Below are 24,625 nucleotides of genomic sequence, written 5' to 3'. Positions count from 1 at the left end.
CGTCCGAGCAAGGAGGCAGGGATGCCCGCACCGCACGCCGACCGGCCGCGCGAACACCGCGAGGCCGCCGCGCTGCTGGCGGCCGCGGCCGCGCGCGCCCGCGACGGAGCGGGCGGCCTGGTGCTGCTGCGGGGGGCCACCGGCACCGGCCGGACCACCGTGCTGGAGGCCGCCGCCGAGGACGCCGCCGACCACGGCATGCGGGTGCTGCGCGCCCGCTGCTCGCCCGGCGGCGCCACCGTTCCCTTCGCCGCCGTGCTCCAACTCCTCGGGTCCGTGGAGTGCTTCGGACAGCCGGCGGGAACCGGCGGCGAGCGCGAGCAGGCCGCCCTGCTGTGGCGGGTCCTGCGCGAGTGCACCGCCGGGTCCCCGCTGCTGGTCGCCGTGGACGACGTCCATCTCGCCGACGGCCCCTCGTACCGCTGGCTGGTGGAGTCCGCCCGGCACGTGGACCGATTAGGGCTGCCGGTCCTGCTGGCGGTCACCGAACGCAGCCAGTACGACGTCGACCAGCCCGCACCGGGCTTCACCCACACCCTCTCGCCCGCCCTGGTCCGCACCCACACCCTCGCCCCGCTCGGCCCGGACTCGGCGGCCGAACTGGTCGGCGCCCGGTTCCCGGCGGCCACCGCGGAGTGGATCGAGGGCTGCGCACGGGCCGGCGCGGGCAACCCGATGCTGCTGCGCGCCCTCCTCGACGACCTCGGCGACCCGGCCCGGCACCCGGTGGTGCCGGAGGCCGCCGCCGCGCTGTACCCGGGCGCCTACCCGGCCGCCGTGTCGTGGTGGCTGGACAGCGCCGGGCCCGGCACGACGGAGGTGGCGCGGGTGCTCGCCGCCCTGGACGAGGGCTGGGACGGCCGGGCGGGCAGCGATCCCGCCTCCACCACCGAGGGGCTCGGCGGACTGCTCGCCGAACTCGCGGGCGCCGACCCGGCCCGGGTGACGGGCTGGCTCACCGCGATGACCGGCCTGGGCGTGCTGCGCCCCGACGCGGACGGCCGCGCCCGGTACGCCCACCCCCTGCTGCGGGACGCGGTGCTCACCGGCGTGCCCGCGGCCCGGCGACGCCTGGCGCACCGGCGGGCCGCCGAGGTGATGCTGCACCGCGGCGCCCCCACCGAGACGGTCGCCCGGCAACTGCTGCTGTCCGGCCCGGTGGGCGAGCCCTGGGCGCCGGGCGTGCTCCAGGACGCCGCCGGCCTCGCCCTGCGCGACGGCCGGGCCCGTGCCGCCGTCTCCTTCCTGCGCCGGGCCCTCGACGAGCCGCTGCCCGCCGAGCGCCGGCAGCGGCTGCTGACCGAGCTGGGCTCCCTGGAGTGCGCCGGCCCGGGGACCGCGGCCGGGATCAACCGGCTCACCGAGGCCCTGCGGCTGCCCGGCGCGCCCCAGGACCGGGTGCGCACGGCCGTCGCCCTCGGCACCGCGCTGGCCGGACGCGGCCGGGCCCGTGCCGCCGTGGAGGTGCTGCGCACGGTGGACAGCCAGCTCGCCGACCGCCCCGACCTGGCCGGTCTCCTGCGCAGCGCCTCCGCCCTGCTGTCCGACCAGGACCAGACGGTCCGCCGCGACGTGTACCGGTGGCTGTGCGACACCGCCGAACGCTCGCCCGAGCCGGCCGGGCCCGCCGCCCGGGCCCTGCTCGTCCGGCACGCGGCCACCGCCGGGCTCACCTCGGCGGACGAGGCGATGAAGCAGGTCCGTGCCCTGCTCGCCGAGCCCGCCGACCCGCTCACCGAGCCCTTCCTGCTGGGCACGGCCGCCGCCGTCGCCCAGTGGGCCGACGAACTCGACGAGGCGGACCGGCTCGTGGACCGCGGCCTGGCCGGCCAACGCCCCGACCTGCTGCACCCGATGCACGAGGCACTGCTCAACGTACGGGCCGACATCGCCGCGGCCCGCGGCGAGTACGGGCGGCTGCCCGCCGAACCGCCCGTGACCGCGGACGCCGGGCCCGCCAACGCGCATGCCCACACCCTGCTCGCCCTCGTGGAACTGGGCCGCACGGCCGAGGCGCGGCGGCTCGCGGACGGCTTCGACCTCCATGCCGCGCCCGACTCCTGGGAGCTGAACCGGTTCCTGTACGCGCGGGGCGTGCAGCGGGCCGCCGCGGGGGACACGGCGGGCGCGCTGCACGACTTCCTTGAGTGCGGCCGCCGCCAGTCGGCACGCGAGGTGGTCAGCCCGGTCGTCACCCCGTGGCGCTCGGCCGCCGCCGAGTGCCGGTTCGCCCTCGGCAGCCCCCGGGAGGCGCTCGCGCTCGCCGAGGAGGAGCTGCGGCTGGCAAGGACGTGGGGCACACCCCGCACGGTGGGCCGCGCCGTGCGGGTGCTCGGCACGGTCACCGGCGGCCGGCGCGGTCTGGAGCTGGCCGAGGAGGCGGTACGCCTGCTGCGGGACGCCGGTACCGGCACGGAACCGGAACTGATCGCCGCGCTCGTCGCGCGGGGCCGGCAGCTGATCGCCGCCGGCGACCGCACCCGGGCCCGGGAGGGCCTGCGGGAGGCGGCCGAACGCGCCGAGCGGCTCGGCGCGCCGCGGTTGCGCACCCTGGCCGAGGAGGCCCTGCGCGAGGGCGGCGCCCGCCGCGCCGACGCCGCCCGCACCGGCTCCGGTGCCCTCACCGGCAGCGAGCGCCGCATCGCCCAACTGGCCGCCGACGGCCGCACGAACACCGAGATCGCCGCCCTGCTGCACCTCGCCCGGCGCACCGTGGAGACCCATCTCACCCACGTCTACAAGAAGTTGGGGATACGACGGCGGGGCGACCTGCGCACGGCGCTGAGCGGGGACCAGGGGTGTTGCTAGGCCCTGTCGTCGAACTCCGGCCGAAGCCTGGGGGAGTGCCGGGCCCTGGCCCTCGTACGGGAGGTCCTCGGGTCAGGGCCCGGTGCGGTCAGTGGGGCGCCTCCCACGGCCCTCAGGCAGCGGGGGAGCGTGCACGGCGTCGCGCGGCAGGCGGGGGGTCGACGAAAGACCCTAGCTCGCCGGCGGGGGCGGGGCCGCTGCCTTGCGCAGGCCCAGCCGGTCGTCGGGGTCCTGGAGCAGGGCGCCCTGTGCCGTCAGCATGCGACGGACCACCGGTTCCGGCATGCGGATCACCACCGGCGCCGGGAGGGTGATCTCCCGTACGGCGGTCGACGTGCGGCCGGACCGCACCCGGTCGGTCACCTCGGCCACCACCCTGACGTCCAGCGTGAACTGCACCAGGACCGAGGTCGCCTTCGGCTTGTGCAGCGGCATCGAGCCGGCGGCGTTCGCCGTCGCGTCGGTCGCGCCGCCCGCGCCGCCGGTGCCGCCCGTCAGCTGGTTGAGCCGGAACTCGTCGGCGTTCAGCAGACCGGCGCCGAACAGCCCCCGCCCCTGCCTGCCGTGGCCGGCGGAGCTCTGGCCGTCCGTCTGAGTGGGACGGGGCGCCTCCAGGTGGCTCTGGCCCACCGTCTCGAAGGTCATCTTGTCGCCGGCGCCCAGCACCCGCCCGGCGCGCAGCCGCGCGTGCAGGCGGGCGCGCAGGTCCTGTCCCGTGACACCGGTCGCGTGCACCGGCGGCAGGTCCGCCCCCGCTGAGGTCAGCAGCGGCAGCGCCGCGATCAGCCACTCGGTGGAGACCGCCTCGTTCAGGGCGTACGCGGCGGCCTGCCCCCGCTCCCGGAAGCGGTCACCGCCGCCCGCCGCACGGACCGCCGAGGTGACCAGCTCCCGTACCCGGGGCGCGCCCTGGAAGCCGTTGACCTGGGCCTCCATCGGCAGCCGCACGCCGGCCGCGCGCCAGGCGCCGAGGCCGGCCGCGGGGCCGCCCCGGGACCCCCGGGCGGTGTCCGGCGCATTCCCGCGGGGCGCGGCCACCCGGCCGAGGGCCGCCAGGTCCTTCTCCAGCACCCGGTGGGTCAGGGCCAGACCCGACGACCGGACCATCTCCACCCGGGTGGCGCCCCGGTACAGTTCGAGGCTCGCCCGGATCGGCACCCTCACCCTGGCCGCCTTCGCGGTCTTCGCCTCCGCGACCGTCTTCATGCCGAGCTGGCCCCGGCTCACCACACCGTCGCGCCGCCCCCCGGCGGACGCGGCACCGAGACCCGCCGCACCGCCCGTGCTCTTCAGCCGGCCCGCTCCGTCGTCCGGCTTGCCCGATCCCGCGAGGATCCCCTCGACGCCGGTCACCACGCCCTCGTCGTGGGAACCGGCCCGCTGGGCGACGGCCGAGGTGATGTACTCCATGTCCCGGCCGTCGTCCGCCGTGCCCTCAAGGCCGCCGTCGCCCACCCGGTCGACCCTGAACACCGCCCAGTACGGCGTCCTGCGTCCGTCGAACAGCTCGACCGTGACCCCGCCGTCCATGGCGCTGGACAGCAGCCCCGCCGCACCGTCCCGGTCCAGGACGCGCAGCAGCCGCTGCACGTTGTCGTTGCGGTCCTCGAGCTGCCGCCTCGGCAACAGGTCGTCGGCGAGGCCCTGTCGTCTCGTCCGGGCCAGCCGCGTCCGCAGCAGCTCCAGCAGCGGCACGAAGTCCGGCAGGTCCTCGACCATGCCGAAGCCGAGGGGAAGACCGCGCGCCGGCGACGGGCGGGAACCCACCGCCCCGCTCTCCTGCCGCGCCGCGGACGGGGCGGGGGACGGGGCCGGTTCCGCGTCGAGCCCGAGCTGCCGGCGTATCGCCGCCGGCAGCTGCTTCTCCGTCAGCCACACCGCGGCCGCGGCGGGCAGGGTCCGGGCGGCCTTCGTCACGTAGGGGCCGCCGCCGGTGACCTTGACCTCGGCGACCATGGTGACCAGCAGATCGCACTGGACCAGATAGAGCGGGGCCTTCTTCGGGGTGTGGGCGTTGCGCTCGACCGTGCCGGACACCGTGGCGGCCTCGGTGTCGCCCCGCCCCTTGGTGCGGTACGCCGCGAGGCCCTGGCCGGTGCGCCACCCGGGGCCGTTCTCCGAGCCCGTCGCCCCGAACTGCACGGTGCTCGTGGTGCCGTGCCCCCGTTGTCCGGCGGACTGGTGGCCGCCGAGCACGAAGGTCTCCGTGCCGGGGCCCGCGGCCTTGTGCAGGAACTTCGGGTTGGTCAGCGTGAGCCGGGTGCCGACCGCCCCGTTCAGCGCGGCCAGGCGGCGCGGGTGGCGCAGGTTCTGGACCACCCAGCCCGAAGAGGCCGCCTGCCGCAGGGCCGCCGTGATCGCCTGCGGGCTGAACCGTTCCTCGATCGCCAGCCGCGGGGCGAGCCCCTCCGTCGCCAGCGCCGGATCGTCGCGCACGCCCTTGTCGCGGGCGGCGGCCCGGGACAGCAGCTGGAGCGCCAGGTCCCGGACGGGCTGCCCGTCGCCGACCGTCTCCACCAGCTGCCAGTCCCGCAGCGCCCGCCCGACGGCCGGCCGGGGGGTGAGCGCGGCCAGGTCGCCGATGCCCGCGGCGGCGAAGTCGTACTCGGGGGCGGGGGCCTGCGCCCCGCGCCGGTCCCGCACCGCGTCGCGCCGCCGCCTGCCCTCCTCGTCCAGCGTGAACTCCGCCGGCGTCAGCAGCCGTACGTCCTGCTCGTCCATGCTCAGCCCGGCCAGCAGCGATGCCTCCGGTGTGTCCCGCCCCGGCGCGCCCGGGGTGACGGCGCGGGCCGGCTTGCGCTGCCGCGAGGTCATGGTGACGTCCACGTCGAGGCGGAGCGCCGCCCCGAAGGCGCTCGCCCGCTCCGATCCGTTGGTGAGGACGTCCGTACGGGTGGTGGGGCCGGCCTGGTTCCGGCGCGTGCCGGTGCTGTGCCTCTCGTAGCGGGCCGAGCCGGTCAGCACACCGGGCACCAGCCGGGCCTGGGCCAGGACGAGGCCGCCGATCGACCGCGAACTGCTTCGGCCGCTCTGGGAGTTGGCGGTGACACCGGAGTGGCTGCGGACCAGCCAGTCGCCGATGTCGCCGAGGTAGCCGGTCTCGCGCAGTGCGCCCCTGACCCGTATCTGCACGTCGTGTGCGTGCAGGGTGGTCTTGCGGCGCAGCCGCACCCGGATGCCGGTGGACAGCAACTGGTCCTTGTTGACCCGGAGGTTGGTCTCCGACAGGGCGGCCATCAGCTCCCGGTGGTTGTGCCGCTGGACCTCCGCCTCCTCCTTGCCGGGGAGCGTCCGGGGAGGGGTGGCGCCGAAGGCGGGCAGATAGCCGGCCAGCCGGGGATCGGTGGCGAACAGCTCCTGGACCGCCCTGACCATGGGCCCGGTGTCCAGCCGGCTCAGGGTGACACTGGATCCCATGCCGCCGAAGGGCAGATGGCGCTCGACGTCCTCCTCGGTCCCGGTGCCGTCCGCGCCCCGCACCTTCCGCTTCGGCTTCTCGATGAACTCGCCCGCCGTCACTCCCGGCGGCAGCGGCAGCCCGAGCGACTTCGCCTCGTCGGCGCGCAGGCTGATCCACACGTTCATCGTGTGCTCGGCGACCCGGGTCCGCGGGTCGAGGATCATCCCGGCCGACCGGGGGCCCGTACCCTCCACGGTGAACTTGACGGTCGCGGAGCAGAGCACCTTCTCGCCCCGGACCTCCGCGCCCTGCCGGCTGGACACGGTCTGCTCGGCCACGGTGAACCGCGCGCTGCGGGCGGCCGCGACCGGCATGGCGGTGCCCCGTACGACGGCCGCGTTCCCGGCCGCGCCGACGCCGATCGCCGGACCCAGCCCGCCCGCGACCGCCCGTCCCTTGCCCGCGGAATCGGTGACCGAGTGCTGGGTCTGCTGGTGGGTGCGCAACTGCGTCTTGCCGGTGCCCCAGGCCGGGGAGAGCCCGGTGATCGCGGCACGCATGCGGTAACCGCCCACGGTGCCGCCGTCCTTGGCGGCCAGGTCCTCGCCGGTCACGCCGTCCCGCAGCAGCCGGGGCAGGTCCTCCAGGACGGTCGCCGTGGCGGTCGCCTCGTACAGCCGGGCCCGGCCGGGTGCGCCGGGAGCGGTCAGCGAGGGGTGCAGTACGGAGGCGGCCGCGTCGAAGAGTCCGCCGCCGCCCTGGTGGGGGGCGCCGGTGTCGGTCACGCCGACCGGGGCCATGGAGTCGGCCAGCGAGACCAGCCGGGCGGTGTCCTCGCCGATGGGCCGCGGCCGGCGGGGCGCCCCGGTGCCGGCCGGGACCAGGTGCTCGGTCGGCACCCGCTGGGTGAGCGTGCCGGGGCTCCGGGAGGTCTGCGCGTCCCGCGCGCCGTGCCTCCTGACCCGCACCCCGTACAGCACCCTGCGCGGCACCTCGACCGAACCCTTGTCACTGCGCAGCACGCGCGGCTCGGCCACGTTCTTCTGGCCGCGGGACTCCCGCGAGGACTGCCAGGGCTGGACGGTGCCGGTGGCGGCGCCGCCCAGCCACAGCCCCGGTACGACGGGCGCGAGCCCGAAGGCCATGCCTCCCGCGCCCTTGCCCGAGGACGCGCCGGCCGTGCTGCTCACGGTGGCCGCGGTGTTGTGCTGGACGTCGACCTTGGTCTCCTTGCCCTCGGCGTCGTCCAGGTCCGCCAGCGGTGCCCCGTCCGGGTCCGGTCCGACCTCGCCGAGCACGTCCCCGGGGTGGAAGACCGGCGGCCGGTCGTCGGGGGCGGGGGAGACGGTGACGGTGACGTCGAACCACTCCTTGCCCGTCTTCCCCCGTACCGCGAAGGCGCGGCCCTGGCCGAAGAAGCTCTCCGGCCGTCCGGCCAGTTCGGCGGCGATGCCGGCGACCGTGTCGTCGTCGTGCCCGACCGCCCCGGCCACGATGGTGCGCACGACATCGTGTCCGGTCAGCCCGTACGCCGTCGACAGCCCGGCCGCCGTCAGGTCCGCCAGGTACGGCGGCAGGGTGAACCCCCGCTCGCTCTCCTCGACGGCGGGCGCTTTCGGGGCGGCGGGACGCCGGCGGGGCACGGTCCGGGGCATCCCGTCCTGCCGGTGCCTGAGCGCCCGCGCGGTGGCCGCGTTGCCCGCGGACTGCTGCAGCCCGAGCAGGGGCGGCGCGGGGGACCCGGAGGTGCGGGATGCCAGGTGTGCCCGCTGGGAAGCCTGCGCCCGGCCGTCCCCTGACTGCTGCTGTGTCCGCACGGCCCAAAAGTAGCCACCGCGGGGCCCGTGAACAGGCCGTCGACCGGCACCGGGCCCAATCGCCGTTCCCCGCACGCCGACGCGTCAACTCCCGTTAACCGGATGGCCGCACGCGCCGCACGCCGGACGGCTTTGCCATCTCTTTACAACCCGTCCCACCGCTCCCTCGTCTCTCCGCTCGATCCCTCATACGGCCCCCCGCAACGGGCGGGCCGACCGACGAAAGAGAGCGATTCATGCGCCGAACCGTCCTCAGTGCCGCAGCCTTCGCGTGCGCCGCCGTGCTGGCGAGCACGGTGCCCGCGTTCGCGGACGGGGCCCCGCGCTCCGTCCCGTCTCCCCGTACGGGCGCCACCACGGCGCCGTCGCCGGTCCCGAGCGAGCGGCGCGGTGACCCCCGGGACCAGAACGCCAGGCCGAGCACCGTCCCGAGCAAGGTGCGGGACCGGGGCCAGGTGGCCGTCGTCCCCCGGGGCGCGGCGGACACCGGTGTGGCCTCCGGGTCCGACAGCTTTGGAGGTGACGGAACGCTGATCGGCGGGGGCGTCGCCGGAGCCGCCGCCCTGGGTGGCGCGGCATTCCTGGTGGTCCGCCGCCGACGGGTGACCGGGGCGTGAACCGGCTCTCCAGGCGTGCGTTCGCCGGCGCGGCGGCCGCCGCGCTGCTCACCGGCTGCGGTGGCTCACCGGCCCCCCGGGCGGCGGCCCGGCCCACCGGCACGCCCACACCCGGGCGGCCCTCGGCCCACCCGGTCCGCGCGGCGGCCCGCTCGGTGCCGGTACGGCTGCTGATCCCGGCCATCGGGGTCGACACCCCGGTCCTGAAGCTGGGGCTGGCCCAGGACGGCACGGTGCAGGTACCCCCGGTCACGGCCCACGACCGTGCGGGCTGGTACCGGCACTCGCCGACGCCGGGCCAGGTCGGCCCGTCGGTGATCCTCGGCCATGTCACGGTCGGCGCCTACGGCGACGGGGTCTTCCGGCACCTCGACCGGCTGCGCCGGGGCGACCGGATCGAGGCACGCCTGGAGAACGGCACATCGGCGAGGTTCGCCGTCACCTCCGTACGGACCGTCGCCAAGGCGGACTTCCCGACGGACGCGGTGTACGGCGACGTGGACCGTCCGGAGCTGCGGCTCATCACCTGCGGCGGCCCCCGCACCGGCGACGGCTATCCCGACAACGTGATCGTCTTCGCCGCGCTGAGCGCCACCGGCTCCTGATCCGCCGTCCGGAGCCCGGGCCGGCCCGGCGCACGTCCATGGAACGTGCGCCGCCGGTCCGGGCTCTTCCCCACGAGTGCCCGAACCCCCCATGGAGAGCGTTGAAACGGTCCCGCGAGAAGGCAGCAGCCGAGCTGTTCGCCGCCCTCTACCCGCGCCTGGCCGGCTGGTGCCGCCGTCTGGTCGACGACGACGAGACGGCCCATGAGATCGCCTCGGAGGCGTTCACCCGGCTCTGGGCCCGCTGGACGTCCGTGGCGGAGCCGAGGGGCTTCCTCTACGTCACCGCCGCCAACCTCGTCCGGGACCACTGGCGCAAGCTCGAGCGCGAGCGCAGGGCCGTGCGCCGGGCCGGCGTCGAGGCGGCCGTCCGCCCGCCCGCCGAGCAGGCCGACCCGTCGGTCCGGCTGCTCGTGCAGGGGCTGCCGGAGCGACTGCGCACCCCGATCCTGCTGCACTACTACGCTGACATGCCGATCCGGGAGGTGGCCGTGTTGACCGGGCGCAGGGAAGGAACCGTCAAGGCCGACCTGCACGCGGCCCGTGAACTGCTCCGCGCCCACCTGAGGAGAAGTCTTGATCACACACTCTGACGACGGTCCGGACTTCGACCCCGACGACCCCCTCGCCGTCATCCTCCGGCCACCCTCCGAGCACCTCGTCGCGCCCGTGGGCCGGTACGAGGCGGTCCGCCGGGCCGCGGCCCGCCGCAGGATGCTCCGCGCGGCGGCCGGAGTCGGCGCGTCGTGCGCGGTCGCCGCCGTCCTCGCGCTGCCGTTGCTGCGGACGGGCCACCAGCCCCCGGCGTCCCCGGTGGGCCCGCTCGCCCCGCCCGCCGCTACCAGCCGGCCGGCCGTGCCGCCGCCGTCGCCGTCGGCCTCGCCCGGCGGTGCTCGCGGCACCGCCCCGAGCACCCGCCCCACTCCCCGTCCCTCCAACGAGAGCCCCACCGACGGGCGGACGACCGGCGGCCGCGGGACGCGGGAGCAGGCCCCCACGGCCGCACCCGGCGGCTCGGCGCCGAGGTCACCGGACACGCCCGCCGCCGAGGTGACGGCGAGGCCCGGGTGGACTGCGAGAACCGGGTCCTGAACCTCGGTCCCGTCCGGCGAACCCGGCCGCGGCCGAGGCTACTTGAGGGCCGTCAGGGCGATCCGCCGGGCCACCGGGTTCATGTCCTCGCCCTTGGCGTCCGTCGAGCCGACCGAGTAGACGAGGGTGCGGCTCAGGTTCCTGGTCGCCGCGATGACGCTGCTGTAGCCGTACCGGGCCCCGGTCTTGACCCAGTAGACCCGCCCCTCGTACGCGAAGCGCTGCAGCCCCGCGCTGTAGGTGGCGCCGTCGATCCCCGGCGCAACCGTGAACATCTCCTCCAGTTGGGGGGCGGGCACGATACGGCCCCGGAAGAGCGAGGTGAGCAGGCGCTCCAGGTCGGCGGTCGTGGAGATCATGTCTCCGGCCGCCCACCGGTCCGCCTGGTTCCACTCCGTCACGTCCACGAACCGTGCCGTCCCGTCGGCTTCGGTCACCTTCTGGTAGCCGCGGTTGTGCGGCCCCCGTACACCGGGGTCGGTGCCCGGGAAGTACGTGTCCCGCATCCCGGCCGGGCGCAGCACCAGCCGGGTCGCCTCGGCGGCGTACGACCGGCCCGTCACCTTCTCGATGAGCATGCCGAGGACCGTGTAGTTGATGTTGAGGTAGTGCTGCTTGCCGCCCGGGCAGAACTCCGGTCCCTTCGCCACCGCCGACTTCACCACCTGGGCCGGGCTGATCGTGTCGAAGCGGTGCGCGTACTGCTCCTCGAAGGAGTCGCCCCAGCCGTCGCCGGCCTGGATGCCGCTGGTGTGGTTCAGCAACTGCCGTACGGTGACCGGCTCGCGGAACCTCGGGCCGAGCAGCCCCGGAAGGTAGTGCTCGATCGACGCGCCGAGGTCGACGCGGCGCTCGGCGGCGAGCTTCAGCACGACCGCCGCCGTCACCACCTTCGTCGTCGACCCGGCCCGGAAGCGGGCGTCCGGATCTGCCGCCCGGCCGCTCGCCAGGTCGTGCACCCCCGCACTGCCCCGCCAGGTGCCGTCGGTGCCGCCGACCCGGACGAGCGCGGCGGTCGCGTCGTCGTCGGGCAGGCCCGCGATCGCGGCGCGCAGCGCGCCGGCGTCCGGGGCGGAGCCGGCCGGTGCGGAGGCGTCCGGGGCGGAGGCGGCGAAGGCGGGCACGGCCAGCGGCCCCGTCGCGAGGGCCAGGACCAGGGAGGCGGTGAGCAGGGTGGTGCGGCGGCGCCGAGCGCGCATCGGATGCTCCTGAGGAGGTCGACGGAGATTCGTGATCATCCTCGTGAGGTACGGCGGTCCCCGGGATCGTCGGCGAGGAGGGTGACCGCCCCCGACGTACCCCCCATGAAGTACCGCTCGGCCCGGGGAAGCCGTCGGGGTCGTCCCCTAGGGACGACGCCCCGGCGACCGTGGCTCAGCGTTCAGCGCTCAGCGCTCAGCGCTCAGCGCTCGGGCGGTCCGGCCGTCCGCGTGCGGGCGCAGGGCGCGCAGCACGTCGATGCGGTTCGTGGTGATCGAGTCGACGCCGAGGTCGAGCAGCCGGCGCAGGGAGCGGCGGGTGTCGGGGGTCCAGACGGAGAGCAGGTAGCCGTCGCGGTGGACACGGGCCGCGAGGGCCCGGCCGACCAGCGCGAAGCGGTAGTTCAGCCAGCGCGGCCGCACGGCGTCGAGCAGGCCGGCCCGCGGCGGCGCCAGCGTCGTCCAGGTCAGGGCGATCTCGGCGCCGGGATCGGCGGCACGCACCGCGAGCATCATCTCGGCCCCGGCGCAGTAGTACACCCGGTCCCGCGCCCCGCACTCCCGTACGACGCCGACGATCTCCCGCACCGCGCGCGGGTCGGCCCGCCCGGGCAGGTCGATCATCACCCGGGTCCCGTCCGTCGCGGCCAGCGCGTCCACCAGTGTCGGCACCCCGCCCGCGGTGAGCCCGCGCACCTCGTCGGCGGAGAGTGAGCGCAGCGGCCGGTCCTGGCCCCACAGCCGCTTCAGCGTGTCGTCGTGCAGCAGCACGGGGACGCCGTCGCGGGTGAGCCGTACGTCGCACTCGACCGCGTCCGCACCCTGCTCGAGCGCGGAACTCAGTGAGCCGAGCGTGTTCTCACGGAAGCGGTAGGGGTCGCCGCGGTGGGCCACGGCGGTCACTGTCTGCATGGGCACCATGGTGGCGGGAGTCAGGAGGCGAACCACGCCGAGGTGTAGGCGTCGATCTCCCCGGCGATCCGGGCCTTGCCCGCCGCGTCCAGGAAGGACGCCTCGACGGCGTTCTTCGCGAGGCCGGCGAGGCCGCGCTCGTCGAGGTCGAGGAGACGGGCGGCGACCCCGTACTCGTTGTTGAGGTCGGTGCCGAACATGGGCGGGTCGTCGGAGTTGACCGTGACCAGCACCCCGGCCCGTACGAACTCCCGGATCGGGTGCTCGTCGAGGACCTGGACCGCGCGGGTGGCGATGTTGGAGGTCGGGCAGACCTCCAGCGGGATGCGGTGCTCGGCCAGGTGGGCGAGCAGCTTCGGGTCCTGCGCGGAGCTGGTGCCGTGCCCGATGCGCTCGGCGCCCAGCTCGGTGAGGGCGTCCCACACCGTCTGTGGGCCGGTGGTCTCGCCCGCGTGCGGCACCGAGTGCAGCCCGGCGGCGATGGCCCGGTCGAAGTAGGGCTTGAACTGCGGGCGCGGTACGCCGATCTCGGGCCCGCCCAGCCCGAAGGAGACCAGCCCCTCCGGACGCAGCCGGTCGTCGGTGGCCAGCCGTGCCGTCTCCTCGGCCGACTCCAGGCCGGCCTCACCGGGGATGTCGAAGCACCAGCGCAGCACGGTCCCCAACTCGGCCTCGGCCGACGTGCGCGCGTCCTCGATGGCGTCCATGAAGGCGGCCTCGTCTATGCCGCGCCGGGTCGAGGAGAACGGGGTGATGGTCAGCTCGGCGTACCGCACCTGCTGCCGGGCCAGGTCGCGCGCCACCTCGTAGGTGAGCAGCCGGACGTCCTCCGGGGTGCGGATGAGGTCCACCACGGACAGGTACACGTCGACGAAGTGCGCGAAGTCGGTGAAGGTGAAGTAGTCGACCAGGGCCTCGGGGTCGGTGGGAACCTTGGAGTCGGGGTGGCGGGCGGCCAGCTCCGAGACGATCCGGGGGGAGGCGGAGCCGACGTGGTGGACGTGCAGTTCGGCCTTCGGCAGTCCGGCGATGAAGGCGTGCAGGCCGCGGTCGGCGGTGCCGGCGGCGGGTACGGCGCTGAAGTCGGTCAAGGTTCCTCCCCGGAACGGCGCCCGTGGACCGGGGTCCGGGCGCGGGTGATCGGCTGATCGGTGACTCGGGGGCCATCGTAGGCCGCCGTCCGTGCCGGGCGTGGCCCGGCCGTACCATGACGGCAGGCCGAGGAGAGGGGACCGCCGACCATGTCCGACGAGGCGCGGCAGGCTCCGGGCGACCCCGCGGGGCCTCTCCCCGGGCGAGAGGCGGGCGGTCCCGGGCCCGCGGACCGGGCTCCGGCGGACCGGGGGCCGGGCGCCCCGGAGTCCGGCGTGACCCTGGACAAGCCGGGAACCGGACCGGATGGCTGGGCGGCCCCGGCCTCCCACGCCTACCGCCCCGGCCCGGGCGACGCCGTGGCCTCCCTTCCGGACGCGCCGCCGCCGGCCTGGGCCGGCCCCTTCGCCGCCCCGTCACCGGCCCCGGCGCCGCCCGTGGCGACGAGCCCGCTCCCGCACCCCTTCGCCCCGCCCGCCGCCACCGCCCCCCAGCCCTTGTACGCCCCCGTCCCGCCCTTGTACGCCCCCGTCCCGCCGCCGCCCATCGCCCCCGACGGCCCCGGACACCTCCCGTACGGCTGTCCGGCCGCCGGGCACGGCTACGGCTGGCCCGGCATGCAGCCGGCGCAGGACAACGGGATGGGCACGGCCGCGCTGTCGCTGGGCATCCTGGCCGCCATCTGCTTCTGCCTGTGGCCGCTGGCGATCGTGCTCGGCGTGCTGGCGGTGATCTTCGGCGGGATCGGCCGGGGCAAGGCCCGCCGCGGGGAGGCGACCAACGGCGGTCAGGCCCTGGCGGGCATCGTCTGCGGCGCCGCGGGCATCGTCCTCGGCCTGGCGATGATCGCCTTCTACGCCTCGACGACCGGCCCCTGACCCTCCCGCCCGGGGCAGCGACGGGCCTCCGCCAGGTCCTGTCGCGCACCTCGGGACTTCTGCAACAGGCCCTGTCAGGCCCCGTGCGCCAGCTTCTGTCGTGCCTCCATCAGCGCGAACCCCAGCAGATTCAGGCCCCGCCACCGCTCCGGGTCGGCCGCCGCCTCGTCGGCCGCCGTGAGGCCGATGCCCCACACCCGGTCCACGGGGCTCGCCTCCACCAGGACCCGGTCCCCGGTGTTCAGCAGGAACTCCCGCAGGCCGTCGTGGGCGGAGAACTTGTGGACGCTGCCCTCGACCACGATCCGGAACCGCTCGCGCTCCCATATCGCCTCGTCGAAGCCGCGCACCAGCCGCCCCGCCTTCTTGGCCTGTGCCGGGTGCCCCGCCGCCAGCACCCGGCGCTCCGCCTCCGCGTCCTCGAAGAGCCGCGCCTTGCCGGCCATCATCCAGTGCTCGGCCGTCGCGTACTCCGTCCCGTCCACCACGAACGGTGACGGCCACCACTGGCTCAGGCAGCTCGCGCCGACCCGTCCGTCCGGCCGCGGCCGGTGCCCCCAGAAGTGCAGGTACCTGACCCTCGCCCCGCTGCGGACCTCCCTGATCAGGGCTTCCACACCCTCGGTCTTCCCCATGCACGCGAGTCTGGCACGTACCACTGACACTCCGTCCCCCCTTTACCGCGCCAACTCGACACCTGGCCGACAGATTCCGTCGCGTAACCAAAAGGCAACAACGGAATCACTTGTTGGAGTCCCTTTGCTCTGTCAGGATCGGCACTCAAATCGAGCTGGAGCTACGCCACCCGCCTCCCGGGGCGGGGCGACGGCGGAGGAGAGCGACATGCACAACCCGGGCACCGTCACCCCGGAACGATTCCCCGCGCGGGAGCGCTTCGCCGACGGCGCGCAGTTCATCGCCGGACGCCTCACCCGGGGCACCTCCGGCCGCACCCACGCCGTGATCGACCCGGCGAGCGGCACGGACGTGTACACGTACGAGCTGGCCGGGACCGACGACGTCGACGCGGCCGTGGCCGCCGCCCGCGAGGCCTTCCCGGCCTGGGCCGCGGCCGGCCCCGGCGAGCGCTCCGACGCGCTGCACCGCTTCGCCGCCGTCATCGCCGACCGCGCGGAGGACTTCGCCCGGGCCGAGTCCCTCCAGTGCGGCAAGCCGCTCAAGCTCACCCGGGAGTTCGACGTCCCCGGGACCATCGACAACACCGCCTTCTTCGCGGGCGCCGCCCGGCACCTGACGGGTCAGGCCGCCGCCGAGTACTCCGGCGACCACACCTCCTACGTCCGCCGCGAGCCCATCGGGGTCGTCGGTTCCATCGCGCCCTGGAACTACCCGCTCCAGATGGCCGCCTGGAAGATCCTCCCGGCGATCGCCGCGGGCAACACCGTCGTGCTCAAGCCCGCCGAGCTGACCCCGCTGACCTCGCTGCTCTTCGCGCAGGCGGCGACCGACGCGGGCATCCCGGACGGGGTGATCAACATCGTCACCGGCACCGGCCGGGAGGCCGGCGAGCGCCTCGTCGGCCACCCGGACGTGGCCATGACCTCCTTCACCGGCTCGACCGCGGTCGGTAAGCGGGTCGCGGAGATCGCCACCGCCACCGTCAAGCGCCTCCACCTGGAGCTCGGCGGCAAGGCGCCCTTCGTGGTCTTCGACGACGCCGACCTGGAGGCGGCCGTCCACGGCGCCGTCGCGGGCGCGCTCATCAACACCGGGCAGGACTGCACCGCCGCCACGCGCGCGTACGTGCAGCGCCCGCTCTACGAGGCGTTCGTCGAGCAGACCGCCGCCCTCATGGACGGCGTCCGGCTCGGCGACCCCTTCGCCCCCGGCACCGACCTCGGCCCGCTCGTCTCGCACGCCCAGCGCGACCGCGTCGCCGCCTTCGTCGACCGGGCGCGCGGCTACGCGCGCGTGGTGGCCGGCGGCGAGGCGCCGCAGGGGGACCTCGCGAACGGCGCGTACTACCGGCCCACGCTCATCGCCGACGCGGCGCAGGACAGCGAGGTCGTCCAGGCGGAGATCTTCGGACCCGTACTGGTCGTACTGCCGTTCGACAGTGATGATGAGGGCATCCGGCTGGCCAACGATACCCCGTACGGTCTCGCCGCCTCGGCGTGGAGCCGGGACGTCTACCGCGCGAACCGCGCGACCCGCGAGATCAAAGCGGGGTGTGTCTGGGTCAACGACCACATTCCGATCATCAGCGAGATGCCGCACGGAGGCTTCAAGCAGTCCGGCTTCGGCAAGGACATGTCAACGTACTCGTTCGAGGAGTACACCCAGGTCAAGCACGTTATGTTCGACAACACGGCGGTGGCTCGGAAGGACTGGCACCGCACGATCTTCGGGGACCGATAGCGACGACCGGCCACTGCCCCCCCCGACCACCGGGCAGGCCCCTCTCCCTCGAAAGGGCACCACGCGTATGGAGCAGTACGAGCCCGACCGCCTGTCGCCGGCCCAAGCGGCCGCCATGCGGCGCAGCCTCCGCAACGGCCGGGCGGCCCTGACCCGCCGTTCGCTGCTGCGCGCCTCCGCGGGCGGCGCGCTCACCGTGGGCGGCCTCGCGGCGCTGAGCGCCTGCGGGATCCCCGCGGCCGGCAAGACACAGGGCGGCGTGTCGGCCGAGGACCACTCGGCGACGGAGAAGACCGTCAACTTCTCCAACTGGCCCGAGTACATCGACGTCGACGACAGCGGGAAGCACCACCCGACGCTGGAGGCGTTCACCGAGCGGACCGGCATCAAGGTCAAATACACCGAGGACATCAACGACAACAACGAGTTCTTCGGCAAGATCAAACCGCAGCTCGCCGCCGGCCAGGACACCGGCCGGGACCTGATCGTCCTCACCGACTGGCTGGCCGCGCGGGTGATCCGCCTCGGCTGGGCCCAGAAACTCGACCAGTCGAACCTGCCGCACGCCTTCGCCAACCTCTCCGGGCAGTTCCGCAGCCCCGACTGGGACCCGGGGCGCGCCTACTCCTACCCCTGGCAGGGCATCTCCACGGTCATCGCGTTCAACAGGAAGGCCCTCGACGGGGTGGAGGTGAAGTCGGTCTCCGACCTGCTCGACAACCCCAAGCTCAGGGGGCGGGTCGGCTTCCTGTCGGAGATGCGGGACAGCATCGGCATGACCATGCTCGACATGGGCATCGACCCGGCGAAGTTCGGCGCCGACGACTACGACAAGGTGATCGCCCGGCTGCAGAAGGCCGTCGACAAGGGCCAGATCCGCCGCTTCACCGGCAACGACTACACCTCCGACCTCACCAAGGGCGACCTGGCGGCCTGCGTCGCCTGGGGCGGGGACATCGTCCAGCTGAAGGCGGACAGCCCCGACGTCGACTACGTCATCCCGGACAGCGGTTACATGACGTCGACCGACAACATGCTGATCCCCAACAAGGCACGCCACAAGACGAACGCCGAGCGGCTCATCGACTTCTACTACGAGCCGGAGCAGGCGGCGGCGCTGGCCGCCTACGTCAACTACGTCTCCCCGGTCGACGGCGTGAAGCCCTACCTCACGAAGATCGACAAGTCGGCTGCGGACAACCCGCTGATCCTCCCCGACAAGGCCATGGCCGCCAGGTCGCACGCCTTCCGCGCGCTCAGCGAGAAGGAAGACGCGGCGTACGAAGAGAAGTTCGCGAAGCTCACAGGGGCGTGACGATGATGACGACTGACAGCAGCGGCGACGTCCGCCTCTCCGGAATAGGCAAGACCTACGGCTCCTTCACCGCCGTCCACCCGCTGGACCTGACCGTCCCGCAGGGCTCCTTCTTCGCCCTGCTCGGCGCCTCCGGCTGCGGCAAGACCACCACCCTGCGCATGATCGCCGGTCTGGAGGAACCGTCCTCGGGCACCGTGCACCTCGGCGACCAGGACGTGACCCAGCTGCCGCCGTACAAACGGCCGGTGAACACCGTCTTCCAGTCCTACGCCCTCTTCCCGCACCTCGACATCTTCGAGAACGTCGCCTTCGGTCTGCGCCGGCGCGGCATCAAAAGCGTGAAGAAGCAGGTCGAGGAGATGCTGGACCTCGTCCAGCTGGGCGAGCAGGCGCGCAAGAAGCCGCACCAGCTCTCCGGCGGCCAGCAGCAGCGGGTCGCCGTGGCCCGCGCGCTCATCAACCACCCCAAGGTGCTCCTCCTCGACGAGCCCCTCGGCGCCCTCGACCTCAAGCTGCGCCGCCAGATGCAGCTGGAGCTCAAGCGGATCCAGACCGAGGTCGGCATCACCTTCGTCCACGTCACGCACGACCAGGAGGAGGCCATGACGATGGCCGACACCGTCGCCGTGATGAACGCCGGCCGCGTGGAGCAGCTCGGCTCGCCCGCCGACCTGTACGAGAACCCGCAGACCACCTTCGTCGCGAACTTCCTCGGCACCTCCAACCTGATCGAGGCCGAGGTCGACACCGGCGACGGCGAGGACATCGTCCTCAGGGCCGGCGGCGGCAAGCTCGTGCTGCCCCGGGCGCGGTGTTCCGCCCCGGCGACGGCCGGCGGCAAGGTGCTGGTCGGCGTCCGCCCGGAGAAGATCTCGCTCACCCACGCCGACGACGCGGGGGAGATCCCGGCGGGCCGCAACCGCATCACCGGCAAGATCGCCGACGCCAGCTTCATCGGTGTCTCCACGCAGTACGTGATCGACACCCCGGTCTGCGACGAGTTCGCGGTGTACGTGCAGAACGTCGACCGGGACGGCCGGCTGGTCCCCGGCGCCGACGTGGTCCTGCACTGGAGCCCGGCGCACACCTTCGGTCTGGACGCGGCTCAGTCCCCGCTTGCCGGGACAGTGGGCTCCGCGGGCACCGAGGAAGAGGTCGCCGCCTGATGTCGACGCTCACCGAGGCGCCCCCGCCTCTCGCCCCCGCCGCGCCCGAGACGAGGCCCCCGCGCCGACGCGGCCGGTTCACGCCGTACTGGCTGCTGCTGCCCGGCATCCTCTGGCTGATCGTCTTCTTCGCCCTGCCGATGATCTACCAGGCCTCCACCTCCGTGCAGACGGGATCCCTGGAGAACGGTTACAAGGTCACCTGGCACTTCGCGACCTACTGGGACGCGCTGGCCGAGTACTGGCCGCAGTTCCTGCGCTCGGTCCTCTACGCCGCCGCCGCGACCGTGCTGTGCCTGCTGCTCGGCTACCCGCTGGCCTACCTGATCGCCTTCCGCGCGGGCCGCTGGCGGAACCTGATCATGATCCTGGTGATCGCGCCGTTCTTCACCAGCTTCCTGATCCGCACCCTCGCCTGGAAGACGATCCTCGCGGACAGCGGCCCGGTCGTCGGCGCCCTCAACACGCTGCACGTCCTGGACCTCACCGACTGGCTCGGCTGGACGGCGGGCGACCGCGTCCTGGCCACGCCGCTGGCGGTGGTGTGCGGCCTGACGTACAACTTCCTGCCCTTCATGATCCTGCCGCTGTACACCTCGCTCGAGCGGATCGACGGGCGGCTGCACGAGGCGGCCGGCGACCTGTACGCCAAGCCCTGGACCACCTTCCGCAAGGTCACCTTCCCGCTGTCGATGCCGGGCGTGGTCTCCGGCACGCTGCTGACCTTCATCCCGGCGGCCGGCGACTACGTCAACGCCGAACTCCTCGGCTCCACCGACACCCGCATGATCGGCAACGTCATCCAGACGCAGTTCCTGCGGATCCTGGACTACCCGACGGCCGCCGCGCTCTCCTTCATCCTCATGGCCGCGATCCTGCTCATGGTCACGATCTACATCCGCCGCTCCGGGACGGAGGATCTGGTCTAAATGCCACTCGTCACCTGGCTCAAGCGCCATCTGGTCGTCATCGCGGGACTCCTGACCCTCGCCTATCTCCTGCTGCCGAACGTCGTCGTCACGGTGTTCTCCTTCAACAAGCCGAAGGGCCGCTTCAACTACGCATGGCAGCAGTTCTCCACCGACGCCTGGAAGGACCCGTGCGGGGTCGCCGACCTGTGCGGCTCGCTCTCCATCAGCCTGCAGATCGCCGTGTGGGCGACGGTCGGTGCCACGCTGCTCGGCACGATGATCGCCTTCGCGCTGGTCCGCTACCGCTTCCGCGCGCGGTCGGCGGTGAACTCGCTGATCTTCCTGCCGATGGCCATGCCCGAGGTCGTCATGGCGGCCTCGCTGCTCACCCTGTTCCTCAACATGGGCGCGCAGCTGGGGTTCTGGACGATCCTGATCGCGCACATCATGTTCTGCCTCAGCTTCGTCGTCGTCGCGGTCAAGGCGCGCGTGATGTCCATGGACCCGCGTCTGGAGGAGGCCGCCCGGGACCTCTACGCCGGACCGGCGCAGACGTTCCTGCGGGTCACCCTGCCCATCGCGGCCCCCGGGATCGCCGCGGGCGCGCTGCTGTCCTTCGCGCTCTCCTTCGACGACTTCATCATCACCAACTTCAACGCGGGCTCCACCGTCACCTTCCCCATGTTCGTGTGGGGGTCGGCGCAGCGCGGAACGCCCGTCCAGATCAACGTCATCGGCACGGCCATGTTCCTGATCGCGGTGCTGTTCGTCCTGGCCTCGATGGTCATCACCAACCGCCGCACCAAGCAGAAGGCATAGCCGGGAACGACCGGAACGACCCTGTGGGGAGTTGAGATCATGGCCCCGAGCGCCATGACCCGTTGGACCACGTCTCTTTCCGAAGCACAGCCGGTCCCGTACTGGCTCGAAGACCCCGGCAAGCCCCACCCCGAGCCCGCTCTCACCGGCACCGAGACCTGCGACCTGCTGGTCGTCGGCGGCGGCTACAGCGGACTGTGGACCGCGCTCCTCGCCAAGGAGCGCGATCCGCAGCGGGACGTGGTGCTGCTGGAGGGCCGTGAGGCGGGCTGGGCCGCCTCGGGCCGCAACGGCGGCTTCTGCGCCGCCTCCCTCACCCATGGACTGTCCAACGGCCTCACCCGCTGGCCGGACGAGATCCACACGCTCCAGAAGCTGGGCGAGCGCAACCTCGACGAGATCGAGGCGGCGATCGCCCGGCACGGGATCGACTGCGACTTCGAACGCACCGGCGAGATCGACGTCGCCACGGAGACCTACCAGGCCTGGGAACTGCGCGACCGGTACCAGGAACTCCAGGACAAGGGCCTCGCCGACGGCATCGAGTTCCTCGACGCCGACGCCGTGCGCGAGCAGGTGAACTCGCCCACCTTCGAGGCCGGCCTCTTCGACCGCCGGGGCGTGGCCATGCTGCACCCGGCCAAGCTCGCCTGGGGCCTCAAGCGGGCCTGCCTGCGGCTGGGCGTGCGGATCTACGAGCACACGCCCGCCCTGTCGCTCGAGCCGTACGGCCCCGGCATGACCGTGGGCACCCCCTACGGCACGGTCCGCGCCCGCCGGGTGGCGCTCGGCACGAACATCTTCCCCAGCCTGCTGCGGCGCGTGCGCTCCTACACGGTCCCCGTCTACGACTACGCGCTGATGACGGAGCCCCTGTCAGCCGACCGGCTGGCGTCGATCGGCTGGAAGAACCGACAGGGCCTCGGCGACTCGGCCAACCAGTTCCACTACTTCCGGCTGTCCGCCGACAACCGGATCCTGTGGGGCGGCTACGACGCCGTCTACCCCTACGGCGGGCGGGTCCGCGCCGAGTACGACGACCGCCCGGAGACCTACGCCAAGCTCGCCGGGCACTTCTTCACCTGCTTCCCGCAGCTGGAGGGCGTCCGCTTCACGCACGCGTGGGGCGGCGCGATCGACACCTGCTCGCGCTTCTCGGCGTTCTTCGGCACCGCCCACCAGGGGAAGGTGGCGTACGCGGCGGGCTACACGGGCCTCGGCGTCGGCGCCACCCGCTTCGGCGCCGACGTGATGCTGGACCTGCTGGCCGGGGAACGCACCGAGCGGACGGAGCTGCGGATGGTCCGCAAGAAGCCCCTGCCGTTCCCGCCCGAGCCCTTCGCCTGGACCGGTATCGCCCTCACCAAGTGGTCCCTCGCCCGCGCGGACGCCCACGGCGGCCGGCGCAACCTGTGGCTGAAGACGATGGACCGGCTGGGACTGGGCTTCGACAGCTGACCGCCGGGCGCCCGACGGGCGGGTGCGCTCGGTTCCCTCCGACGGAGTACGCCGCACGCGGTACCGCGGCCTGCCGCCGGCAGTGAGACCGCCACCCGCCGGAGGCGACGGGGCCAGTGCTGTGGCCGGAAAGGTTCACCGGCTCGCGACGCCCGGCACGGCTCCCCCACGCTCGGCTTCGCTCGCGCGGGAGGGGCCCCCACCGCCGCGTTGTCGCATCACCCGAGTACGTCCAGTACGCGGGCGATGCTCCGCCTTGCGAGGCACCGCACCGGACGCCGCGAGCTTCCCGGCAAACCTTTCCGGCCACAGCACTAGGCAGGCACGTTCAGTGACTCCACCACGCGTACCAGCGGTGCCAGTTCGGGACTCCTGGCCGCCTCGTCGAGTGCTTCGCGCAGGGCGGCGTCATTGGTGGGCCGTGCCGCGTGGAGCAGTTCGAGCCCGGCCTCGGTGACGTTCGTGTAGATGCCCCGGCGGTCGGTGGGGCACAGGTAGCGCTCGAGCAGTCCGCGGTCCTCGAGCCGGGTGACCAGCCGGGTGGTGGCGCTCTGGCTGAGGACGACCGCGTCCGCGACCTGCTTCATCTGCAGGTGCCCTCCTTCGCCGTCGTGCTGGCGGCTGAGCACGTCCAGCAGGGAGTACTCGCGCACGCTCAGGCCGTGTCCGCTCTGCAGGGCGCGCTCGATGTGCGCCTCGATCCTCCCGTGCAGCAGGGAGAGGGCGCACCAGCCCTGTGCGAGCGCGGTGAGCGCGGGGTCCGTCGCTGTCATGTGGCGTTCTCCTCCGTCCCGGAGCGGCTGCACTCCAAGGATAGGGCAGCACCGCAATAGCCTGCGGTTGCATTTAACCCGCGTCTGCAACTATTGTGGACGCACGCAAAGCGCACATGCAATCGTCTGGGAAGGGTGTACCCCCACATGCCTCTCGCGCTTCTGGCCCTCGCGATCGGGGCCTTCGGCATCGGAACGACCGAGTTCGTGATCATGGGCCTGCTGCCCGAAGTCGCGGGCGACTTCGGGGTGTCCATCCCCACCGCGGGCCTGCTGGTCACCGGCTACGCGCTCGGTGTGGTGCTCGGGGCTCCCCTGATGACCGTGCTCGGCACCAAGGTTTCCCGCAAACGGATGCTGATGCTGCTGATGGGTCTGTTCATCGCCGGGAACCTGCTGTCCGCCGTCGCCCCCGTCTTCGCGGTCATGCTGATCGGGCGTGTGGTCGCCTCCCTCGCGCACGGCGCCTTCTTCGGCATCGGCTCGGTCGTCGCGGCCGACCTGGTGGCACCGGACAGGAAGGCGGGCGCCATCGCGATGATGTTCACCGGCCTGACCGTCGCCAACGTCATCGGTGTCCCCCTGGGCACACTCGTCGGACAGCACGTCGGCTGGCGCGTCACCTTCGGCATCGTCGCGGCCCTCGGCGTGGTCGGGCTGGCCGGCATCGCCAAGCTGGTTCCCGAGATGCCCAGGCCCCAGGGCGTGCACCTGCGCCACGAACTGGCTGCCTTCAGGAACGCCCAGGTTCTGCTGGCCATGGCGATGACCGTCCTCGGCTTCGGCGGTGTCTTCGCGGCCATCACCTACATCGCGCCGATGATGACCCACGTCGCCGGATTCGCCGACGGATCCGTCACCTGGCTCCTGGTGCTGTTCGGCCTCGGCATGGTCGGCGGCAATCTGATCGGCGGCAAGTTCGCCGACCGCGCGCTGATGCCCATGCTGTACGCCTCGCTGGGCGCCCTGGCCGTCGTACTCGCGCTGTTCACGCTCACCGCGCACAACAAGATCGCTGCGGCGGTGACGATCTCCCTGATCGGCGCGCTGGGCTTCGCGACCGTGCCGCCCCTGCAGAAGCGTGTCCTCGACCAGGCGCACGGCGCCCCGACCCTGGCGTCGGCCGTGAACATCGGCGCCTTCAACCTCGGCAACGCGCTCTCCGCCTGGCTCGGCGGCCTGGTGATCGGCGCAGGTCTCGGTTACACCGCTCCCAACTGGGTCGGTGCCGTCCTCGCGGCGGCGGCCCTGGTGCTGGCCCTGCTCTCCGCGGCCCTCGAACGCCGCGACACAGCCCGCAGCACCCTGGTGGCCTCCGGTACGCCCGCCGAGCAGCGCGCAGCCGTCCGTCACTGAACCACCGCACCCCCGAGCACGATGT

The 24,625-nt window shown here is 73.5% G+C and carries 19 protein-coding genes; 13 read left to right on the top strand and 6 right to left on the bottom strand.

Annotation, left to right across the window (positions count from 1 at the left end; translation table 11 throughout):
• Positions 1-21 precede the first annotated feature (21 nt).
• Positions 22-2,808 (top strand): LuxR C-terminal-related transcriptional regulator, encoded by a 2,787-nt coding sequence (locus ABZX30_RS04855; protein WP_355928876.1) that lies wholly within the window; start codon positions 22-24, stop codon positions 2,806-2,808.
• A gap of 171 nt (positions 2,809-2,979) precedes the next feature.
• Here ABZX30_RS04855 and ABZX30_RS04850 read toward each other — a convergent pair whose 3' ends face one another.
• Positions 2,980-8,025 carry a hypothetical protein gene (locus tag ABZX30_RS04850; RefSeq protein WP_355928873.1) on the bottom strand — a complete coding sequence of 1,682 codons (5,046 nt, stop codon included), beginning with the start codon at positions 8,023-8,025 and terminating at the stop codon, positions 2,980-2,982.
• Between the two features lie 236 nt (positions 8,026-8,261).
• On the opposite strand from ABZX30_RS04850, the gene ABZX30_RS04845 reads away from it, so the two are divergent.
• From ABZX30_RS04845 to ABZX30_RS04830, 4 genes are all read left to right on the top strand, one after another.
• Positions 8,262-8,642, top strand: coding sequence for a sortase-dependent protein (locus ABZX30_RS04845; RefSeq protein ID WP_355928870.1), 381 nt, complete (start codon positions 8,262-8,264; stop codon positions 8,640-8,642).
• Positions 8,639-9,247, top strand: coding sequence for a class F sortase (locus ABZX30_RS04840; RefSeq protein ID WP_355928868.1), 609 nt, complete (start codon positions 8,639-8,641; stop codon positions 9,245-9,247). The genes ABZX30_RS04845 and ABZX30_RS04840 overlap by 4 nt, the downstream gene beginning before the upstream one ends.
• 101 nt (positions 9,248-9,348) lie before the next feature.
• On the top strand, positions 9,349-9,840 hold the full coding sequence (locus ABZX30_RS04835; protein ID WP_355928866.1) for an RNA polymerase sigma factor: 492 nt from the start codon (positions 9,349-9,351) through the stop codon (positions 9,838-9,840).
• Positions 9,824-10,339 (top strand): hypothetical protein, encoded by a 516-nt coding sequence (locus tag ABZX30_RS04830; protein WP_355928864.1) that lies wholly within the window; start codon positions 9,824-9,826, stop codon positions 10,337-10,339. Before ABZX30_RS04835 ends, ABZX30_RS04830 begins: the two co-directional genes overlap by 17 nt.
• A gap of 38 nt (positions 10,340-10,377) precedes the next feature.
• Here ABZX30_RS04830 and ABZX30_RS04825 read toward each other — a convergent pair whose 3' ends face one another.
• The 3 genes from ABZX30_RS04825 to ABZX30_RS04815 form a co-directional block, all read right to left on the bottom strand.
• Positions 10,378-11,538, bottom strand: coding sequence for a serine hydrolase domain-containing protein (locus ABZX30_RS04825; protein WP_355928861.1), 1,161 nt, complete (start codon positions 11,536-11,538; stop codon positions 10,378-10,380).
• Between the two features lie 189 nt (positions 11,539-11,727).
• Positions 11,728-12,450, bottom strand: a complete 723-nt coding sequence (locus ABZX30_RS04820) for a glycerophosphodiester phosphodiesterase (protein WP_355928859.1) — start codon at positions 12,448-12,450, stop codon at positions 11,728-11,730.
• A 20-nt stretch (positions 12,451-12,470) separates the two neighbouring features.
• Positions 12,471-13,541, bottom strand: a complete 1,071-nt coding sequence (locus ABZX30_RS04815; RefSeq protein WP_355928856.1) for an adenosine deaminase — start codon at positions 13,539-13,541, stop codon at positions 12,471-12,473.
• Between the two features lie 276 nt (positions 13,542-13,817).
• On the opposite strand from ABZX30_RS04815, the gene ABZX30_RS04810 reads away from it, so the two are divergent.
• The gene (locus tag ABZX30_RS04810) at positions 13,818-14,420 is read left to right on the top strand and encodes a DUF4190 domain-containing protein (RefSeq protein WP_355928854.1); all 603 of its coding nucleotides are present in this window, start codon (positions 13,818-13,820) and stop codon (positions 14,418-14,420) included.
• Between the two features lie 74 nt (positions 14,421-14,494).
• On the opposite strand, the gene ABZX30_RS04805 is transcribed toward ABZX30_RS04810, so the two are convergent.
• The gene (locus ABZX30_RS04805; protein ID WP_355928853.1) at positions 14,495-15,055 is read right to left on the bottom strand and encodes an NADAR family protein; all 561 of its coding nucleotides are present in this window, start codon (positions 15,053-15,055) and stop codon (positions 14,495-14,497) included.
• A gap of 208 nt (positions 15,056-15,263) precedes the next feature.
• Here ABZX30_RS04805 and ABZX30_RS04800 point away from each other — a divergent pair, with 208 nt between their 5' ends.
• From ABZX30_RS04800 to ABZX30_RS04775, 6 genes are all read left to right on the top strand, one after another.
• Positions 15,264-16,799: a gamma-aminobutyraldehyde dehydrogenase gene (locus tag ABZX30_RS04800; protein ID WP_355928850.1), complete on the top strand. Its 1,536-nt coding sequence runs from the start codon at positions 15,264-15,266 to the stop codon at positions 16,797-16,799.
• 67 nt (positions 16,800-16,866) lie between these two features.
• Positions 16,867-18,114 (top strand): spermidine/putrescine ABC transporter substrate-binding protein, encoded by a 1,248-nt coding sequence (locus ABZX30_RS04795; RefSeq protein ID WP_355928848.1) that lies wholly within the window; start codon positions 16,867-16,869, stop codon positions 18,112-18,114.
• A 5-nt stretch (positions 18,115-18,119) separates the two neighbouring features.
• Entirely contained in the window at positions 18,120-19,283 is a 1,164-nt protein-coding gene (locus ABZX30_RS04790) for an ABC transporter ATP-binding protein (RefSeq protein ID WP_355928845.1), read from the top strand.
• Positions 19,283-20,212, top strand: a complete 930-nt coding sequence (locus ABZX30_RS04785) for an ABC transporter permease (RefSeq protein WP_355928842.1) — start codon at positions 19,283-19,285, stop codon at positions 20,210-20,212. Before ABZX30_RS04790 ends, ABZX30_RS04785 begins: the two co-directional genes overlap by 1 nt.
• Entirely contained in the window at positions 20,213-21,013 is an 801-nt protein-coding gene (locus tag ABZX30_RS04780; protein ID WP_355928840.1) for an ABC transporter permease, read from the top strand.
• A 39-nt stretch (positions 21,014-21,052) separates the two neighbouring features.
• Positions 21,053-22,471: an FAD-dependent oxidoreductase gene (locus tag ABZX30_RS04775; protein WP_355928837.1), complete on the top strand. Its 1,419-nt coding sequence runs from the start codon at positions 21,053-21,055 to the stop codon at positions 22,469-22,471.
• 314 nt (positions 22,472-22,785) lie between these two features.
• Here ABZX30_RS04775 and ABZX30_RS04770 read toward each other — a convergent pair whose 3' ends face one another.
• A complete protein-coding gene (locus ABZX30_RS04770) occupies positions 22,786-23,244 on the bottom strand; it encodes a MarR family transcriptional regulator (RefSeq protein WP_355928834.1) in 459 nt (152 codons plus the stop codon).
• A gap of 147 nt (positions 23,245-23,391) precedes the next feature.
• On the opposite strand from ABZX30_RS04770, the gene ABZX30_RS04765 reads away from it, so the two are divergent.
• Entirely contained in the window at positions 23,392-24,600 is a 1,209-nt protein-coding gene (locus ABZX30_RS04765; RefSeq protein ID WP_355928831.1) for an MFS transporter, read from the top strand.
• The last annotated feature ends 25 nt before the right edge of the window (positions 24,601-24,625 follow it).

This window comes from Streptomyces sp. NPDC004542 (assembly GCF_040610035.1).
Taxonomy (GTDB): Bacteria; Actinomycetota; Actinomycetes; order Streptomycetales; family Streptomycetaceae; genus Streptomyces.
This window is presented reverse-complemented; position numbering and strand designations above follow the sequence as displayed.

Coding starts and splice junctions, on each gene's coding strand:
- ABZX30_RS04855 (WP_355928876.1), top strand. CDS start 22: ATGCCCGCACCGCACGCCGACCGGCCGCGCGAACACCGCGAGGCCGCC.
- ABZX30_RS04845 (WP_355928870.1), top strand. CDS start 8,262: ATGCGCCGAACCGTCCTCAGTGCCGCAGCCTTCGCGTGCGCCGCCGTG.
- ABZX30_RS04825 (WP_355928861.1), bottom strand. CDS start 11,538: ATGCGCGCTCGGCGCCGCCGCACCACCCTGCTCACCGCCTCCCTGGTC.
- ABZX30_RS04820 (WP_355928859.1), bottom strand. CDS start 12,450: ATGCAGACAGTGACCGCCGTGGCCCACCGCGGCGACCCCTACCGCTTC.
- ABZX30_RS04805 (WP_355928853.1), bottom strand. CDS start 15,055: ATGGGGAAGACCGAGGGTGTGGAAGCCCTGATCAGGGAGGTCCGCAGC.
- ABZX30_RS04800 (WP_355928850.1), top strand. CDS start 15,264: ATGCACAACCCGGGCACCGTCACCCCGGAACGATTCCCCGCGCGGGAG.
- ABZX30_RS04795 (WP_355928848.1), top strand. CDS start 16,867: ATGGAGCAGTACGAGCCCGACCGCCTGTCGCCGGCCCAAGCGGCCGCC.
- ABZX30_RS04790 (WP_355928845.1), top strand. CDS start 18,120: ATGACGACTGACAGCAGCGGCGACGTCCGCCTCTCCGGAATAGGCAAG.
- ABZX30_RS04785 (WP_355928842.1), top strand. CDS start 19,283: ATGTCGACGCTCACCGAGGCGCCCCCGCCTCTCGCCCCCGCCGCGCCC.
- ABZX30_RS04780 (WP_355928840.1), top strand. CDS start 20,213: ATGCCACTCGTCACCTGGCTCAAGCGCCATCTGGTCGTCATCGCGGGA.
- ABZX30_RS04775 (WP_355928837.1), top strand. CDS start 21,053: ATGGCCCCGAGCGCCATGACCCGTTGGACCACGTCTCTTTCCGAAGCA.
- ABZX30_RS04770 (WP_355928834.1), bottom strand. CDS start 23,244: ATGACAGCGACGGACCCCGCGCTCACCGCGCTCGCACAGGGCTGGTGC.
- ABZX30_RS04765 (WP_355928831.1), top strand. CDS start 23,392: ATGCCTCTCGCGCTTCTGGCCCTCGCGATCGGGGCCTTCGGCATCGGA.